Here is a 17,765-nt window from a genome sequence, read left to right as displayed (position 1 = left end):
GGCGTTTCAGCCGTTTTCGATCGAATGCAGCGTCATCATCGCTTTGGCGACGGTCTGCTCGCCGTGCGAAATAGCGATCTCCAGCCGGCAGATCCGGCGGCCGACCTCCAGCACGATCGGCATGACCATGACGGCATCCTCGATCTGGACCGGGCGGATAAAATACGTGCTCATATTGTCGACCACATAATCATTGCCGCTGTGATCTTTGGCCATGCGCAGCGCGGCCTGCATCATGACGGACGTCATGACGCCTTCGGAGATGGTGCCGAGGTCGGTCGCCATCTGCGGAGTAATGAATCCATGGAAAAAGAGTCGGCCTTCCGCGTCGCGTTCTTCCGCGAAACCGTTCCAGATCAAATGATCGAACGTCTCGCCGAGGCTGCTCTGCTCGCGCGCATCGCGCATCGCCTGCAGCACTTCGCGCCGCGTCAGCACGCCGGCAAGCTTGCGGTTGCGATCGACGACCGGCAGGAAATCGATCCCTTCCCACGTCATGATCTGCGCGGCCGACGCCAGCGAAGTGAGCATGCCGGCCGTGACGGGGCTGCGCACCATAGCCCGCTCGATGCTCTGGCCCGGTTCGACGCTCTCGATGTCTTTGCGGCTGACGATGCCAAGCACCCGGTTCCATTCGTCCGTCACCGGGAAGCTGTTCGCGCCGGTCCGCTCCGCGACGCGCCGGAAATCTTCGGCGGTGCTCGTCGCTTTGAGCGAATACGGCTTCGACTTCAGGCTGACCAGGTCTTCGACCAGCATAATTTTTTTCTTGATCAGGCGGTCGAAGATCGCCCGGTTGATCATCGACGCGACCGTAAACGTGTCGTGCCGCGAAGAGATGATCGGCAGCCCGAGCCGGTCGGCGAGGCTTTTCACTTCGCGGCTCGTACCGAATCCGCCGGTAATCAGCACGCCGGCTCCATGTTCGATCGCGAGCGAGTGCGCGTTCTCCCGGTTGCCGACGATCAGCAGGCTGCCCATGTCGATATAACGCGCCATGGCGTCGACTTTCATGGCGCCGATCACGTATTTGTTCAGCGTGATGGATAGTCCTTCGTTCCCGCCGAGCACATGCCCTTCCACGATATCGACCACGTCCGCGAACGTCAGTTGGTCCGTGATGTTACGGGGCTTCTTCTCTACCCGGACGGTACCGATCCGTTCCTTCGTAATGACGATCCCGAGCGTCTCCGCTTCCTTGACGGCCCGGTAGGCGGTTCCTTCGCTAACGCTCAGTTCCTTGGCCAGCTTCCGCACGGAAATCTTCGTGCCGACTTTGAGCTGCTCGATATGCTGCAGCAGTTGTTCGTGCTTCGTCACGGCTTGTTCATGCCCTTCCAACTGTTCCACTCCTCTCCGGAAATCTGTATTAGACTGTACCTATATTATATCACAAATACCGGCATTTAAAATCGGCCCGCTGCTTGAATAACATCGCAAAAAGCCCCGGTTTCCTATATAGGAAACCGGGGCTTCACGAAAAGTCGCTTGGCGGCTTTACGGTTTGGCGTCGTTTGGCTGCGGCTGCTTGACTGCGGCCGCCCGGCCTTAGTTCGAGTCGTACATGTTGGCCAGGCTGTCGGAGATAATCTTGTTCACGTCCTGGATAATGACGCTCAGACGCTGCTCGGCATCGAACAGACGGCGAATGTTCAAGTTCAGGCTCAGCACTTCGAACAGCTTCTCCATTTGTTCCATTTCTTCCTGCGGCGGCATGTCGCCGCTCATGATCCGCTGCTGGATCGTCATCTGGCGGGTACGGAAATCATCGAGCATGCGCTTGCTTTCGGGATCGGCTTCGATCAGTTTCAAGGCTGCCGTAATGTCCTGAACTTCCGCGCTTTCCTGAAGCGATGTGGCAAGGTCGTTGGCTTTATCGTAGATAAGAGTCATAAGGTAAGTCTCCTTCGCGTCGGGACTTGGTCCAAGCCCCGTTGATGGGTGAATCTTTGCTTATTCGGTGCGGGCTGTTAACGCAGCTGATAAGGCACTTGATGACGCGCCTGTGGGTCTGCCCGCTTATTCGCCGGCTTGTTCGTACAGTTCGATCAACTGGCCGAACTTCGTGATCAGCACGTCGGCGTTTTCCAGCTCGTGGTTGGCCCCGAAATCGGCGTAGGCGCAGCCGATCACGCCGAGACCGTTCCCGAGTCCCGCCTGCACGTCCGACGAACGGTCGCCGACCATCCAGGCGCTGTTCACGCCGTGGTTTTTGAGCAGCATTTCGACCAGCAGCACTTTGGTCGCGGTCTGATATTCGCCCGCGCTGTACTGTGCTTCGAACAGCGGCGCGATGCCGAGCGCATCGGATACGCCTTTGACGTAGCCTTCGAGGCCGTTGCTCGCGACGAACAGGCGCACGCCGCGCTGCTGCAGCACTTCCAGCGTTTCTTTGACGTCCGGGTAGAGCAGCGCTTCGCCGCCTTTGAGCACTTCCAGCTGCAGTTCCAGCAGCAGGTCGTTGGCCCGGCTGCGCACGTTCTCGTCGGCGTCCGGAATAACGATCTGCCAGATTTCTTCGAGCAGCATGCCGAGGCTGCCGAGAATGAGCCGCTCCGGCGGCGTCTCGCCCGTATAGAGCCCTTCGGCCCGCAGGACGTCGAACATCCGGTGATAAGCCGGCAGCAGCGCCGTTTCCGTCTGGAACAGCGTGCCGTCCATATCGAAGATCATCGCTTCGGGCTTGCGTAAACGGTTTTCGTTTTGCATATTCATATTCATCCTTCCCCAAAAACGAGCGGGGGCGATCAGTCGTCGCCCCGTTCGTTTTCTTCCCCGTTTTGTTCGTGAACCTCCGCGTCTGTATGCGGTTTGTGGATATGGACGCGCGTGATGCGCAGCCGCTCCGCTTCGGCGACTTCGAACGTGATGCCTCCGAATTCGACTTTCTGGCCGGGCAGCGGGTTGCCTTCTAGCTCCTTAAACATCCAGCCGCCGATCGAATCGACTTCTTCGTCGTCGATCTCGGCTCCCGTCAGGTCGTTCACGTCTTCGATCAGCAGACGGCCGTCGACAGAGATAACGTCGCCGACCACTTCGATCTCCGGACGTTCGTTCTCGAATTCGTCGTACAGATCGCCGACGATTTCTTCCAGAATCTCTTCCGCCGTCAGCAGGCCCGCCGTGCCGCCGTACTCGTCGACGACGAGCGTCAGTTGGGCCCTTTTCTGCTGCATAAGGCGCAGCACGTGGCTGATCTCCATCGATTCCGGTACGTTCAGGATCGGGCGGACCAGCTTGCGCAGATTCGGCTCGGTGCCCTGCGGCCAGAGCAGGATATCGGTAATATGCACGAAGCCGATGATCCGGTCTTTGTCCTCGATCGCCACCGGATACCGCGAATGGCGGGTCTCCGTAATGATCTTCAGGTTTTCTTTGAGCGGCAGATTGACGTACAGGCAGTCCATGTCTGTTCGCGGCAGCATGACTTCGCGCGCCAGCATGTCCGAAAAGTCGAAGATGTTGTCCATCAGCTTGACTTCTTCCAGGTCGATGGCTCCGCTTTTCGCGCTCTGGTTCATCAGGATGCGAATCTCTTCTTCCGAATGTGCCGCCTCGGCTTCGCCCGCCGGCTCAAGGCCGAACAGTCGCAGAAAAGCGTTCGCGGCGTGGTTGAGCAGCCAGATGACCGGCAGGAACACGTAATAGAATACCAGCAGCGGTCCCGCCAGCACAAGCGACGTTCCTTCGGACTTCTGGATCGCCAACGATTTGGGAGCCAGTTCGCCGAGCACGATATGCAAAAAAGTAATGATGGCGAAGCCGATCGCGACGGATACGCCGGCAATCAGCGTCTCGTCGGTGAAGCCCATTTGGTACATGAGCGGTTCGACGAGCAGTTCGGACACCGCCGGCTCCCCGAGCCAGCCGAGTCCGAGCGACGTCAGCGTGATGCCGAGCTGCGTCGCGGACAAATACGCGTCCAGCCGGTTGGCCACTTTGAGCGCATAGGGAGCCAGGCGGTTCCCTTCGCTGTTCAGCTGCTGCAGTCTGGAATGGCGAACTTTGACGAGCGAAAATTCCGCGGCGACGAATACGCCGTTCAGGAGAACCAGAAGCAGGACCAAAAATAAATTAATCGCCAAGCTTCCCAACTCGATCTCGTGCTCCAAATGAAATCTCCTCTTTTCTTCGGCGCAGGCTGTCCGTTATCGGGGCTTGCGCCCCGGGCGCAGACCTGCAGCCGGTTCAATCCATAATCGCGCGGCGCGACTTGAAGTCGACGCCCTTGTAGTACATGTCGGCCACGAGCAGGTTCGGCCCGCAGCAGCTGGCCGCGTCGCAGTGGCAGTCGACCGTGCGGTTCAGCGGATGGTTCGTCGTCCATTCTTCGAAAATGGAATCGAGATTGTCGCGGTACACGCTGCCGAACGAAGGAATGGCGGCAAAGTCCGTTACGAACACGTCGCCCGTGAACATATTGACGTTGACGCGGCTGCGTCCGTCCGGGTCGTTGCGCACCGTAACGTTCTTGGAAGCATGCAGCCTGCGAAGCAGCGCGCGCTCTTCGTCGGTGCTGCCGCAGGCGAAGAAAGGCAGCGTGCCGAACAGCATCCAGACGTTCTCGTCGCGATGATCCAGCAGATCGTGGATCGCGACCCGCATCTCGTCGAGCGACAGCACCGGCAGATTGGCGGCGAACGCCGACGGATACATCGGGTGCACTTCGTGACGGCGGCAGCCCATCTCCAGAATCGTCCGGTGCATCTGCGGCAGATGTTCGTGCGTCCGGAAGTTGATCATCGTCTCCGCCGAGATCAGCATGCCCGACCGGCTGAGGCTTTTGGCGTTGTCGATCATGCGCGTATACATTTTTTCGGCCGCGGCATAAGGAACAGGATGCCCGCTGTTGGCGAAGCCGGTCTGATGGAAATTTTCCGGACCGGTATAGTTGAACGAGATATGCATGACGTCCAGATAAGGCAGCAGCTTCTCGTAGCGCTCCAGATCCAGCGTCAGGTTCGAATTGATCTGCGAACGGATGCCCCGTTCCCGCGCGTAGCGCAGCAGCGGCACGATGACGTTATCGACGGTCTGCCGGCGAAAAGAAGGTTCTCCGCCCGTGATGCTGATCGTCTCCAGATGTTCCACCTCGTCCAGACGGCGGAGCATCAAATCCAGCGGGATCATGTCCGGTTCGTTCAATACGAGCGTATCGCCTACGGCGCAGTGCTCGCAGCGCATGTTGCACAGGTTGGTGACCGTCATTTCCACGCTGGTCAAGCGGTGCCTTCCGTGTTTGCGCAGCGAGCGGATCGGATCCCAAGGATCGTAGCTCGGAGACAAATCGCGAAGTGTGGAACCGCCGTTATTGATTACTGTCATGTTGACCACCTTTATTATTAAGAACCTCCTTCGGGCCGCCGGCAGATGCCGAAGCGGCCCGAAAGGGATGAAGCGCGTTCTTTCTTCTATTAACCTTCCGGCCGCGTTTTATGACGTCTGCCGGGTTTTTTTAATTTTCCGCGATTCGGCTGACCATGATCGACAGATGGCGCGACAGGTCGACTTCGTACGGCTGCACGCTCGCGCCTTCTTCGTCTTCGATCACCCGCACGATCGGCCGGTTCGGCGTCTTCGGCGGCACGCTCGTCACGACGCCCGTCTGCCCGGTGCTGAGCCTGACGGTCAGGCCGACCGGATACAGCGCGACCTTGTCGCGGAACACTTCCAGCTTGCGCTGGTCGTATTGGGTGCAGGACCCGCTGTACAGGATATCCACCGCTTCGTGCGGCAGCATGCCCCGGCGGTAGACGCGATTGGTCGTCATGGCGTCGTACGAATCCGTGATGGCGATCCATTTGGCAAAATCGTGGATCTCGCCGTCGCGGATGCCGCGGGGATAGCCGCTGCCGTCCAGCCGCTCGTGGTGCTGGAACGCGCAGTGCGCGGCGAGCAGCGGAACGAAAGGCTCGTCTTTGAGCAGGGCGAAGCCCAGTTCCGTATGCCGCTTCATCTCCGCGAATTCTTCGTCGGTCAACCGGCCGGGCTTGAGCAGCACTTTCGGCGAAATTCGCGTTTTGCCGATATCGTGCAGGATCGAGCCCATGCCAAGCGTAAACAGGTCTTCCCGCGAATGCCCGGCAGCCATGCCGAGCGTCAGCGTGTAGAGACAGACGTTAAACGAATGGGTGTATAAATAATGATCCGTCGTATGGATATCGCCGAGCATGATCAGCACGTCTTCCCGCGAACCGAGATCGTCCAGAATGCTTTCGGTCATTTTGCGAAAACTGTAACCGAGATGCGGATAGGACATACGCCCCATCTTATCGTTCATCATGCTGCGATAGACCGTGCGGATCTGCTTGACGGCTTCGCGGCGCGTCTCGTCGGCGACCATCTCCGGCAGCACGATATCGTCGGTCACCTCGTCCCGGATATACAGGATATCGATGCCGAGCCGTTCCAGCCGGCGAATGATCGAGACGGTCAGTTCCGCCCCTTCGGCCAGCAGCGTGAGGCCCTCTTCATTATAAATGCGTTTGCCCAGCTTCATGCCGGGCCGTATTTGTCCGATCGACAGCAGGCGCACAAACTTCCACTCCATTTAAGCCGTCTCGTCGTCCGGATCGTGCGATTTGCGTTCGCGTCGGCGAGGGCGATTGGTATTTTTGAACCTTACCGAAAAAAACGGGCCGAACCGAACTTTCAGACGCGGACCCAGCGGGCCGCGGAAGCTTCCAGAGCGGCCCCGGGGCGGCCGAGTTCCAGCCGCAGCAGATCGCGCAGAAATTCGGGCAAAATAAACGTCTTGTCCGTTCCGCGGCTGAGTGATTCGTACCCGGCGCCGAACGTGAACATGTCCAGCGTGCCGACCCGGTATTCGCCGTCCGGCTCGATCGTCCGTTCCGACGTCCGGGCCTCCACGATCCGGGCATAGGCCGGCGCTTCGGGATCGTACCGGACAGTCAGGCCGTCCGCGCACAGCCCGCCGAGGCGTTCGCCGCGGAATCCGAATCCCGTCAGCTTCTTGCCTGCGTATTCGGGCAGCAGCGACTGTTCGAGGCTGCGCAGAATATCGCTGCCGCGCAGCGTGACGACGCACGGATTGATCGGCGATGGGCACAGCGCGTGCAGCAGCCCTTCGGTGATCTCTCCCGCCGGCAGCGGTCCGAGCACCTGACCGGAATTGACCAGCGAGAACTCCCCGCCGGCGAAGCGACGAACCGACTGGGCAAGCAAATTGCCGAGTTCGGATTCATGCTCGTAATCGATCGGCAGTTCGCGCTCGGAGACGGCCGCGACCTGCCGCAGGCGACGCGCCGCTTCTTCGTGGTGCCAGGCGATCGCATCGTCGACACGGGCGTCGGGCTCGACGTCCGCGAGTTCGACGAGTCCCGCCTCCTCCACGACGCACCGCCCGGACTGTGCATCGCGCGCGATCACGATACGCCCGATATGGCCGCCGAACTTGCCCGCCGCGCAGACGACGGTTCCGCCGATATCGATCGGCTCCGCCAGCAGATGATGCGTATGCCCGCCCAGAATAAGGTCGAGCCCTTCCGTCATGCCGGCAATCCGTTCATCCGACGCAAGCCCCAGATGCGACAGCAGCACGACGACGTCCGCGCGGGCGCGCAGCTCGTCCACCCGCCCCTGAAGCCCGGCGAACGGATCGGACACGTCGACGCCGAGCAGCCGGTAAAAATCCGAGAACGGCGCCGTCAAGCCCAGCACGCCGACCCGGAATCCCCCGGCCTCGATCACCGCGCTCTCGCGCAGCCAAGCCGGCAAAGAGCCGTCCGCCATGCGCACGTTGCCGCACACGACCGGACAATTCAGCGAAGCGTACACGTCCCCGAGCCGCTCCGGCGTAAAGGTCAATCCTTCGTTATTGCCGATCGTCACGGCATCATAGCCCGAACGATTCAAAATATCGACATTGGCCGCTCCGAGACTGCCTTCCGTCTCGATCGCCATTCGATCCATATGGTCGCCTACGTCAAGCGTGCATACCGGCTTCCCCTGCGCTTTTTCCGCAGCGATATAAGCGGCGATTCGGCCCATCTGCTCAAAGTGGCTGTGCAGGTCGTTGGTATGCAAAATCGTCAGCGTCTCTCGCTTTTCCGTCTTTGAGCCCATCGAGGCCGTCCTCCTTCGGACCTTGCATCGCGCAGACGGCGGCAGCCGAACTTGCCGGAGCTTTATCGCCGCCAACGCGGTTCGAGTCGATCTTCAATCATATAGCCGTCCCTCTGAACGCACAAGTGGAATTTCGAATGCCAAACCGGATGCCGGACCGTCCGTGCCGGACCGGTCTGCGGTCTATGCAAGTATTTTAACATGCCTCCGGCTCCCCGAAAAGAATAAGCAATTCGACAACCGTAAAATTTCTGCACATTTTTTATCAAGCAGGATGAAAAATAAGGATATTCTGCACTTGTATGAGATAATTGACTGGTACATTTTACTCCAATTCGGTGACAAGATATGATATATTGATAGGGTCAATCTCATCTTTGCTTCAAGTCTAAAGTCCCAAACAAATGAGTTGAATTGTGCCGATATACGAGTTACACAGCCTCTGCACGTTTTGGACCCGAACCGAAGACATTCTCCATCTCGCGCCGGTCTTTCTACTTGGAGCGGTCGGCGCGGGAGTCTACTCAGGCGAAGCGATCCAGGAACCTACTTTTACCCATTCGCAGAAACACAGATCCGGAGAACGGCGCAGCCGTTCGGAAAGGGATGCCGCCCGGCATCCTCGCCCGTTCTCCACCCCACCGCATTCGCTCGTTACAGAAAGGAGAAATCGCTTTGAAAGTTCATGTAACCGACCTCAAAAACGGCGACCGCCTGATCGCCGATACGTTCAATCGACACGGCGTACACATTCTCGCCAAAGGCACCGCCCTGTACGATGCCGAAATCGCCCGTCTGATGCAGCACAGCATCGACTACGTCGAAGTTCACCCCAATGAGGAAGACCCTTATGCCAACGCAGGAACGGCAGCGTTTTTCTTCCCCGAAATCAAATCGACGTTCGACGACGCGGTGCTCCTGTTCGAGTCGCTGTTTCACGATTCGATGACGACCGGCCGCTTCGACAGCGCGCTCGTCGAAGACATCATGCAGCCTCTGTTCAACGTACTCGCTTCCCAGAAAGACGCCGTCGCCCTGCTCCTGCTGCTCAACCGGGACGCCAACTACACGTACGTCCACTCGATGCAGGTCGGCATGCTGTCTTACTACCTCTCCCTCTGGCTCGGTTATCCGCATGATCAGGCTTCCGCGATTTGCCAGGCGGGTTATCTGCACGATATCGGCAAATCGACCATTCCCGGCGAGATTCTCAACAAGCCCGGCCGTTTGACCAAAGAAGAATACGAAATCGTAAAAATGCATACCGTCAACGGGTACGAGATTATCCGCAACTCGCTCGGCGACACCGACGCGGCGACCGCGGCGCTGCAGCACCACGAACGCGGAGACGGCAGCGGGTACCCGCACGGGATCAAAGCGGACGAGATGCATCCGTGGTCGGCGATCATCGCGGTGGCGGACGTCTACAGCGCCATGACGAGCAATCGGGTGTATCAGGACAAGCAGGAACTGATCAACGTACTCAAAGAACTTCATAGGCTCAGTTTCGGACAGTTGGCGCCCGAACCGACGCATACGTTTATCCGCAATATGCTGCCTTATTTTATTAACAAAAAAGTCCGGCTCACGAACGGCGAATACGGCTATATCGTCATGAACCATCCGACCGATTTCTTCCGTCCGCTCGTTCGCGTCAGCGATCGTTTCGTCGACCTGTCGACCGAACGCGAACTCGATATCGAAGAAGTATTTTCCGACAACGCGGGTTGATCCCGGCGCGGACCTCCCTTTTCTTATGGGCGGTCGCCCAATCCCCTTGCGGTCGGATATCTCAGGTTTGCAGCGTTTCGCAGCACAAAAAACACGTATCCGCCCAAGGCGGTACGTGTTTTTTGTACGTTACTTCTTCAGCACGAGCTTGACCGTCGACGCGCTGACATCTTCGTCCTTCGAAGCGACATAGCGATGCAGCAGCTTCTGGGACTGGATCATAACGCTCGGCGTATCGGTGCCCGTCTCTTTCCAGTAGCTCTGGAGCAGTTCGTACAGATTGCCGTACTTGCCCGCTCCTTCCGCCAGGAAGAAGTAAGCGATCTCGCTGCCGCGGGGCTTCAGATGACGTTCCGCGTGGCTGTTCGGATCGTACGTGCACACTTCGATCTCTCCCTCGCGGTTGACGCCGCCGAACGCGGTCATGACCGACTTGCCTTTTTCGGAAAATACGGCAAGCGTCATCTGGAGAATCACGAGAATGCGATCGTACGGCGTGCCTTCTTCAAGCAGCCCCGATATGTGCTTCGCGATCGTCTCGCGCGCTTCGCGGTCTCCGCCGGCGGTCGCCACGAATTCGCGTTCGCCCACTTTCACCACATGCTCTTCCGGCTGCGGCGTATGTTCCGAACCGTTGGCGCCGTTGTCGCTCATTACGGTTATAAAATTCTCTTTTGCGATTACGGAAATGAAGCTCATTGTCTATATTCCTCCTTCTTTAAAAGCGCGTACGCAAATGGCTCATGCAGCGGTGCAGGCAAAAGCGGCGGCGGCCGCTGCGGGACCTTCCCGCCGGGCGGGATCGAACACCGCGCCATGCGCAATTTGCGTACACGCCGTAAGCCAACTAATTCGGGGACAAGCAAGCTTATTCCTGCCGGCCTCGCAAATTTAAAAGAAAACGTCAGCTTTTTCAGTATAGCAGACTCGCGGCGGTTTGGGCGAGCGATGCCCGGGCATAATCTGCATGTTTGTGGAAAAATATGGCGTGATCTCTATCTTTTCTAATGTAAATTCCGGAATCCTGCGTTAATATAGGTCCACAAGCCCAAATGATGCGTACCCGATTCGCCGTCCCCGCATGAATGCCCAGACAGAAAAGGAGAATAAAAGTGAACTTATTTTGGAAAAATTCGCTTCGCCGCAAATCCCCGATCGATTCGTTCTCCGAGATCCGCCAGGCCGGCGGCATCCTCGATCGCTCCGTCCTCCCGGCCGTCTCGCCGCATCAGCTCTACGCCGAACTGGAGAACGCGCTGAATCTGCTGAAGCTTTTTCCCAAAGCCAAAGTGTACCGCACCTGCAAAGAAATCGAGACGTATATGGAACGGCTGCGCACGGCGCTGTAGGCGAACCGTGCAAAAAGCGAACCCCCGAGGCCGAGGGTTCGCTTTTTGCTTTTGCGTTTAATTATCCGGCTTGGCTGTGCAGCGTAATGCGGTACCCGTCGGGATCGGCAAACGTAAACGTGCGCCCGAACGGTCCGTCGATCGGAGCGGACGTAATCTCCACGCCTGCCGCAAGCAGCTTGTCGTGGAGCTCCTGCGCCTCCGGCGCATGCAGCCACAGCGCAACGCCGAGTCCCGGCTGAACCGGCGATCCGAGCTCGACGCCCGGCAGCAGGCCGCGCAGGGCAAAAGCGATCGGCCGGGTCTCGAACACGACGGCATGAGGCGGTCCCGCCGGCGAGCGAACGAGGCCCAGACGGTCTTGATAGAAAGCGGCGGAACGATCGAGATCGCTCACCTGTAGAGAGATAAAATCGGGTCCAATGACTGGCATTTGGGTAGTCTCCTTTGTCTGAAAGCTTATTTGTGAATGGATCTGTGTCCATTGTATAAGTCTCCTCCTGACAACGGCATGTCAGCAGCGTTCTGGGGAATTTCATTTTTACGCAAAAAGCAAAAAAAACCTCCGGGCAGGCCCGGAGGTGTGTGTGGATATAACGAATGAGCAGGAGCGATCGGTTTAGCCGATCGAACCTTCCATCTCAAACTTGATCAGACGGTTCATTTCGACCGCGTATTCCATCGGCAGTTCTTTGGTGAACGGCTCGATGAAGCCCATAACGATCATCTGCGTCGCTTCGTTCTCGCTGAGGCCGCGGCTCATCAGGTAGAAGAGTTGATCTTCGGATACCTTCGAGACTGTCGCTTCATGCTCCAGCATTACGTCGTCGGTCAGAATCTCGTTGTACGGAATCGTATCCGACGTCGACTCGTTGTCGAGAATGAGCGTATCGCACTTGATGTTCGACTTGGCGCCCTGCGCCTTGCGGCCGAACGAAGCGAGACCTTGATACGTCACTTTGCCGCCGTGCTTGCTGATCGACTTGGAGATGATCGTCGAAGTCGTATCCGGAGCCAGGTGGATCATTTTCGCGCCCGCGTGCTGATGCTGGTTTTTGCCGGCAACCGCGATCGACAGGACGGAACCTTTGGCACCGCGTCCTTTGAGGACGACGGCCGGATATTTCATCGTCAGCTTGGAGCCGATGTTGCCGTCGACCCATTCCATGTTGGCATTCTCTTCCGCAACCGCGCGTTTGGTCACGAGGTTGTAGATGTTGGAAGACCAGTTCTGGATCGTCGTATAACGAACGCGAGCGTCCTTTTTGACGATGATCTCAACGACCGCGCTGTGCAGGGAGTTCGTTCCGTAGACCGGAGCGGTACATCCTTCCACGTAATGCACGAAGCTGCCTTCGTCCGCGATGATCAGCGTGCGTTCGAATTGACCCATGTTTTCCGAGTTGATCCGGAAGTAAGCCTGCAGCGGAACTTCGCACTTGACGCCCTTCGGCACGTAGATGAAGCTGCCTCCGGACCATACCGCGCTGTTCAGCGCCGCGAACTTGTTGTCGGTCGGCGGAATGACTTTGGCGAAATGTTCTCTCAGAATTTCCGGATGCTCTCTGAGCGCCGTATCGGTATCCATGAAAATAACGCCCTGGTCTTCGAGCTCTTTCTGGATGTTGTGGTAGACGACTTCGGATTCGTACTGCGCCGAGACGCCGGCGAGGAACTTCTGCTCCGCTTCCGGAATACCCAGCTTGTCGAACGTTTCCTTGATTTCGCTTGGCACTTCTTCCCACGTCTTGCTCTGGCCTTCGGAAGCTTTGACGTAGTATTGAATCTCGTCGAAGTTCAGTTCGCTCAGATCGCCGCCCCATGTAGGCATCGGCATTTTCTGGAACTGTTCGAACGCTTTGAGGCGGAAGTCCAGCATCCATTCGGGCTCGTTTTTCATTTTGGAAATGGAAATTACGATCTCCTTGGTCAGGCCTTTACCGCTCTTGTAGATAGACACGTGTTCGTCGCGAAAACCATATTGGTAATCGTCGCTAATCGGTGCTTGTTTAGCCATGTTGATTCCTCCCTTTTCTTAGTGGTCTTCCCGTTCGATTCCTTTGCGCAGGGCGTTCCAGGCAAGGGTGGCACATTTGATCCGGGCCGGAAATTTATTTACGCCCGATAAGGCTTCGATATCTTCATATTCTTCGAATTCCACGTTCTCGCCCTTCATCAGGGACGAGAAACGTTCGGCCAGTTCGAGCGCCTGCGGCAGCGTCTTTCCTTTGACCGCTTCCGTCATCATCGATGCGGAAGACATGCTGATGGAACAGCCGTCGCCGGTATAGCGGGCATTCTTCACGACTCCGTCTTCCAACTGAAGCTGCAGCGAAATTTTGTCGCCGCAGGTCGGATTGTTGAGGTCGATCGTGACACCTTCGTCTTCGAACTTGCCTTTATTCCGAGGATTTTTGTAATGATCCATAATGACGCGGCGGTACAGATCGTCAAGTTGCATCTCCAAAGTACTCCTTTGTCCGGATCAAGGCGTCGATCAGTCGGTCGATGTCTTGTTCGTTATTATACAGGTAAAAGCTGGCGCGCGCCGTCGAGCTTACGTTCAGCCAGCGCATAAGCGGCTGGCAGCAGTGGTGGCCGGCGCGGATCGCGACGCCGTACGAATCGAGCACGGTCGCCACGTCGTGCGGATGCACATCGTCCAGGTTGAACGTCACGATGCCGACTTTTCGCTCCTGCGGGCCGAACACCTGCAGGCCTTCGATCTCGTTGATGCGGCGCATGGCGTACATCGCGAGCCGATGCTCGTGCTCGGCGACGTTATCCATGCCGAGCTCGGTCAGGAAATCGACCGCTGCGCCGAGTCCGACGGCGCCGGCGATAATCGGCGTGCCGCCTTCGAAGCGGTACGGCAGGTCTTTCCAGGTCGATTCGTAGAGGCCGACTTCGTCGATCATCTCGCCGCCGAATTCGACCGGCTCCATCCGTTCAAGCAGCGCCTTTTTGCCGTACAGGGCGCCGATGCCGGTAGGTCCGCACATTTTATGCCCGGAAAGGGCATAAAAGTCGCAGTCCAGATCCTGCACGTCGACCTGCATATGCGGCGTGCTCTGCGCGCCGTCGACCACGAGGATCGCGCCGTGCTTGTGGGCAAGCGCCGCGATTTCCTTGACCGGGTGGACGACGCCCATGACGTTCGATACGTACGCGATCGCCACGATTTTGGTCTTGTCCGTAATGGCCTTGGCCGCGGCTTCCACGGTGATCGTGCCGTCGGGATTCGGTTCGATATATTTGAGCGTCGCGCCTTTCCGCTTGGCCAACTGCTGCCAGGGGATCAGGTTGCTGTGGTGCTCGATCGGCGTGATGACGATCTCGTCGCCTTCCTGCACGTTGGCGTCCCCGTAAGAGGAAGCCACCAGATTGAGTCCCACCGTCGCGCCGCGGTTGAAGATGATTTCTTCGGCATGGGCCGCGCCGATAAACTTCGCGACTTTCTCCCGTGCGCCTTCGTAGGCGTCGGTCGCCCGGCTGCCCAGCGTATGCACGCCGCGGTGCACGTTCGAGTTGTCGAATTCGTAATAACGGCGCAGCGCGTCAAGCACGACGCGCGGCTTCTGCGAAGTCGCCGCGCTGTCGAGATAGACCAGCGGGTGGCCGTTCACTTCCTGGCTGAGAATCGGGAATTGCTCCCGAACCGAGGCGTTCATTACTGCCCCAGCTTTCTCTCAACGATACGCTGCAGGCGCGTACGCAGCAGTTCCAGCGGGATCTCCGCGATAATTGGCGCCAGGAAGCCGTAGATGATCAGGCGCTCGGCATTCGTCTTGGAGATGCCGCGCGACATCAGGTAGTAGACCTGATCCGGATTGACTTTGCCGACGGAAGCTGCGTGTCCGGCCATAACGTCGTCTTCGTCGATCAGCAGGATCGGGTTCGCGTCGCCGCGTGCGTTCGGGCTCAGCATCAGCACTTTTTCCGTCTGCTGCCCGTTCGACTTGGTCGCGCCGTGCTCGATCTTCGTAATGCCGTTGATGATCGCCTGCGCTTCTTCTCTCATGACCGCGCGGGTGAACATGTCGCTCTCCGACGATTTGCCGAAGTGGACGGCGCGGGTCGTGAAGTTGAGCTTCTGCGCGCCGGAACCGATCGCGATGATCTTCGCATCGGAATGCGTGCCGCGGCCGTTCAGCGTCGTCGCCGTATCGGCTACCGTGTCGCCGTCGTTCATCTCGCCGACGATCCATTCGATATCGGCGTCGTTCGACAGCAGCGCGCGGCGGTACGAGACGTCCGTCACTTCTTTGCCGAACTGGTGAACCGTCGCGTATTGGACTTTGGCTCCGTCCAGCGCGATCACTTCAACGGCGCCGTTATGCAGCACGCTGCCGTTCAGGCCGGCGGACACGTAGTTGTCCACGTAAGTGACGCGGCTGTTCGTGTCGGCCACGACCAGGATGTGCGGAGCGAACGAAGCGGAAGCATCGTCGCTCAGGAACACGGCCTGCAGCGGCACTTCGAGTTCGACGTTCTTGGGTACGTACAGGAATACGCCGCCGTTCCACGCCGCGTGATGCAGCGCGGACACCTGGTGTTCGCTCGGCTTCACGGCGGTGCCGAGGTATTTCTTGACGAGCACTTCGTGCTCGCGGGCAGCCGTTTCAAGATCGGTGAAGATGACGCCTTTGGCGCTCAGCTCTTCCGACAGCGAAGTGAATACGACGCCGGAGTTGTGCTGCACGATCAGGTTCTGCGTGCCTTCTTCGATCAGATCCTGCGCTGCGGAAGGCAGGTCGCTTTGCGAAGATACGACCGCGGCCGCTTTGAACGTGCCGTAGTCGCTCAGGTTCCAGCGGTCGAGCTTGGTTTTTTCCGGCTTCGGCAGTTCCAGCGAAGCGGCCAGTTCGAGCGCCTGCAAGCGGCGTTCGGTCAGCCATGCGGCTTCGCCGCGGGCTGCGGCCCACTCGGTGATCTGAGCGGCCTGAACCGGAAGAATGGTTGTTAAAGTCATAATCGGTGTTCCTCCTTCCGTTCCTTATTGGATTAGGCTTCTTGTTCTTGTCCGACCGTCTCGTCGGTAATACCCAGTTCTTCCTTGATCCAGTCGTAGCCGTCCTGCTCCAGGCGCGCCGCGAGTTCCGGTCCGCCGGACTTGACGATGCGGCCCTGCATCATGACGTGCACGAAGTCGGGCGTAATGTAATTCAGCAGGCGCTGATAGTGGGTAATGATCAGGAAACCGCGGTCTTCGTGCTTCATTTCGTTCACGCCGTTCGCTACGATGCGCAGGGCGTCGATGTCGAGACCGGAGTCGATTTCGTCCAAAATGACGAGCTTCGGATCAAGCATCATCATTTGCAGGATTTCATTGCGCTTTTTCTCGCCGCCGGAGAAGCCTTCGTTCAGGTAACGGTGCGCGAACTCGGGATTCATCTCCAGGCCTTTCATGCTGCCTTCCATTTGACGGATGAACTTGATCAGCGAGATCTCGTTGCCTTCGCCGCGGCGGGCATTGATCGCGCTGCGCAGGAAGTCGGAGTTCGTCACGCCGGCGATTTCGCTCGGATACTGCATGGCGAGGAACATGCCGGCGAGCGCGCGTTCGTCGACGCCCATGTCCAGCACGTCTTCGCCGTTCAGCGTAACCGTGCCTTCGGTAACTTCGTATTTGGGATGTCCCATGAGCGCGGAAGCCAGCGTACTTTTGCCTGTGCCGTTCGGTCCCATGATCGCGTGGATTTCTCCGCCGTTCATTTCCAGGTTGATGCCTTTCAGAATTTCCTTGCCTTCGATTTGAGCTTTGAGTCCTTCGATGACGAATTTAGTTGCCATGTTCAGCGTCCCTCCAGAAATATAATGGTGAATCCGTGATATCCTTTTGATCAAACGCTCTAACCAAAATAATTATAACCTTGTAATGATTATAAACTGATTATCGTTGATTCTCAATTTATTTTACCCGAATTTATTTTGTAGTTCAACGAATCGCCATATATTTAAAAATTAAAGCTTCTTATCCATGAACGCCGCGAGGCGATTTGTCTCTTCTATTGTCTCTTCTCGCAGGGGCGGGACCGACGTTCAATAACAAAAGCCCGGTCTGCATCAGACCGGGCTTTGCCTATGTCCGGCCGAAGCCGGAATCGTAAACGTTCGTCAAGCTTGAATCTTAGTGTCCGAGGAACGAACGCAGCATCCACATATGTTTCTCGAGATCCTGCTTCATCGAGATCAGCATGTCGCTTGTCGCTTGATCGTGCGCTTCTTCAGCCAGTTCGAGACCTTCTTGCATCTCTTCGGCTACCGTTGCGAAGTCTTCGATCAGCGTCTGTACCATCGTGCGGTAATCTTCGTTGCCGGCAGCTTCCTGGATGCTGGACAGCTCCAGATATTCTTTCATCGTTGCGGCCGGGCTTGCTTTGATTGTCAGCATGCGCTCCGCCACTTCGTCCATCTTCTCCGTCACTTCGTTGTAAAGTTCTTCGAACTTCACATGCAGCGTGTAGAAGTTTTCGCCTTTTACGTACCAGTGGAAGTTATGGATCTTCACGTAAAGAACGTTCAGGTTCGCGACCTGGCGGTTCAGAATTTCCTCGATTGTTTTGGTTTGGGCTTCCGTTTTCGTCTTGTCCATGATTA

The 17,765-nt window shown here is 57.6% G+C and carries 17 protein-coding genes; 2 read left to right on the top strand and 15 right to left on the bottom strand.

Features of this window, described 5'->3' with window-relative positions; translation table 11 throughout:
- Positions 1-6: 6 nt before the first annotated feature.
- From FFV09_RS17960 to FFV09_RS17930, 7 genes are all read right to left on the bottom strand, one after another.
- A complete protein-coding gene (locus tag FFV09_RS17960) occupies positions 7-1,341 on the bottom strand; it encodes a DRTGG domain-containing protein (RefSeq protein WP_141449103.1) in 1,335 nt (444 codons plus the stop codon).
- 207 nt (positions 1,342-1,548) lie between these two features.
- Positions 1,549-1,893 carry a YlbF family regulator gene (locus FFV09_RS17955; protein WP_141449102.1) on the bottom strand — a complete coding sequence of 115 codons (345 nt, stop codon included), beginning with the start codon at positions 1,891-1,893 and terminating at the stop codon, positions 1,549-1,551.
- Positions 1,894-2,019: 126 nt separating this feature from the next.
- A complete protein-coding gene (locus tag FFV09_RS17950) occupies positions 2,020-2,709 on the bottom strand; it encodes an HAD family hydrolase (RefSeq protein ID WP_141450526.1) in 690 nt (229 codons plus the stop codon).
- 38 nt (positions 2,710-2,747) lie between these two features.
- A complete protein-coding gene (locus tag FFV09_RS17945) occupies positions 2,748-4,112 on the bottom strand; it encodes a hemolysin family protein (RefSeq protein WP_141449101.1) in 1,365 nt (454 codons plus the stop codon).
- Positions 4,113-4,188: 76 nt separating this feature from the next.
- Positions 4,189-5,325 carry a radical SAM/CxCxxxxC motif protein YfkAB gene (gene yfkAB, locus FFV09_RS17940; protein WP_141449100.1) on the bottom strand — a complete coding sequence of 379 codons (1,137 nt, stop codon included), beginning with the start codon at positions 5,323-5,325 and terminating at the stop codon, positions 4,189-4,191.
- Between the two features lie 130 nt (positions 5,326-5,455).
- Positions 5,456-6,550 (bottom strand): HD-GYP domain-containing protein, encoded by a 1,095-nt coding sequence (locus FFV09_RS17935; RefSeq protein ID WP_141449099.1) that lies wholly within the window; start codon positions 6,548-6,550, stop codon positions 5,456-5,458.
- A gap of 101 nt (positions 6,551-6,651) precedes the next feature.
- Positions 6,652-8,085, bottom strand: coding sequence for a bifunctional metallophosphatase/5'-nucleotidase (locus FFV09_RS17930; RefSeq protein ID WP_141449098.1), 1,434 nt, complete (start codon positions 8,083-8,085; stop codon positions 6,652-6,654).
- Between the two features lie 675 nt (positions 8,086-8,760).
- Between FFV09_RS17930 and FFV09_RS17925 the strand changes: the two genes are divergently transcribed.
- Positions 8,761-9,816 carry an HD-GYP domain-containing protein gene (locus FFV09_RS17925; RefSeq protein ID WP_141449097.1) on the top strand — a complete coding sequence of 352 codons (1,056 nt, stop codon included), beginning with the start codon at positions 8,761-8,763 and terminating at the stop codon, positions 9,814-9,816.
- 129 nt (positions 9,817-9,945) lie between these two features.
- On the opposite strand, the gene FFV09_RS17920 is transcribed toward FFV09_RS17925, so the two are convergent.
- Positions 9,946-10,515, bottom strand: a complete 570-nt coding sequence (locus FFV09_RS17920) for a hypothetical protein (RefSeq protein WP_141449096.1) — start codon at positions 10,513-10,515, stop codon at positions 9,946-9,948.
- Positions 10,516-10,928: 413 nt separating this feature from the next.
- Between FFV09_RS17920 and FFV09_RS17915 the strand changes: the two genes are divergently transcribed.
- Positions 10,929-11,165 (top strand): hypothetical protein, encoded by a 237-nt coding sequence (locus FFV09_RS17915; protein ID WP_141449095.1) that lies wholly within the window; start codon positions 10,929-10,931, stop codon positions 11,163-11,165.
- Positions 11,166-11,226: 61 nt separating this feature from the next.
- Here the strand turns inward: FFV09_RS17915 and FFV09_RS17910 are convergent, their stop codons facing one another.
- The 7 genes from FFV09_RS17910 to FFV09_RS17880 all read right to left on the bottom strand — a co-directional run bounded on the left by FFV09_RS17910 (position 11,227) and on the right by FFV09_RS17880 (position 17,760).
- Positions 11,227-11,598, bottom strand: a complete 372-nt coding sequence (locus tag FFV09_RS17910; RefSeq protein ID WP_141449094.1) for a VOC family protein — start codon at positions 11,596-11,598, stop codon at positions 11,227-11,229.
- 186 nt (positions 11,599-11,784) lie between these two features.
- Entirely contained in the window at positions 11,785-13,182 is a 1,398-nt protein-coding gene (gene sufB / locus FFV09_RS17905) for a Fe-S cluster assembly protein SufB (RefSeq protein WP_141449093.1), read from the bottom strand.
- Between the two features lie 18 nt (positions 13,183-13,200).
- The gene (sufU, locus tag FFV09_RS17900) at positions 13,201-13,626 is read right to left on the bottom strand and encodes a Fe-S cluster assembly sulfur transfer protein SufU (RefSeq protein ID WP_141449092.1); all 426 of its coding nucleotides are present in this window, start codon (positions 13,624-13,626) and stop codon (positions 13,201-13,203) included.
- Positions 13,616-14,836, bottom strand: a complete 1,221-nt coding sequence (locus FFV09_RS17895) for a cysteine desulfurase (protein ID WP_141449091.1) — start codon at positions 14,834-14,836, stop codon at positions 13,616-13,618. The genes sufU and FFV09_RS17895 overlap by 11 nt, the downstream gene beginning before the upstream one ends.
- Positions 14,836-16,137 (bottom strand): Fe-S cluster assembly protein SufD, encoded by a 1,302-nt coding sequence (gene sufD, locus FFV09_RS17890; protein ID WP_141449090.1) that lies wholly within the window; start codon positions 16,135-16,137, stop codon positions 14,836-14,838. Before sufD ends, FFV09_RS17895 begins: the two co-directional genes overlap by 1 nt.
- A 32-nt stretch (positions 16,138-16,169) precedes the next feature.
- The gene (gene sufC / locus FFV09_RS17885) at positions 16,170-16,958 is read right to left on the bottom strand and encodes a Fe-S cluster assembly ATPase SufC (protein ID WP_141449089.1); all 789 of its coding nucleotides are present in this window, start codon (positions 16,956-16,958) and stop codon (positions 16,170-16,172) included.
- Positions 16,959-17,295: 337 nt separating this feature from the next.
- Positions 17,296-17,760 carry a Dps family protein gene (locus FFV09_RS17880; RefSeq protein ID WP_141449088.1) on the bottom strand — a complete coding sequence of 155 codons (465 nt, stop codon included), beginning with the start codon at positions 17,758-17,760 and terminating at the stop codon, positions 17,296-17,298.
- Positions 17,761-17,765 lie beyond the last annotated feature (5 nt).

This window comes from Saccharibacillus brassicae (genome assembly GCF_006542275.1).
GTDB lineage: Bacteria > Bacillota > Bacilli > Paenibacillales > Paenibacillaceae > Saccharibacillus > Saccharibacillus brassicae.
The sequence above is the reverse complement of the archived record's forward strand: the minus strand, read 5'-3'. Positions and strand labels throughout refer to the sequence as shown.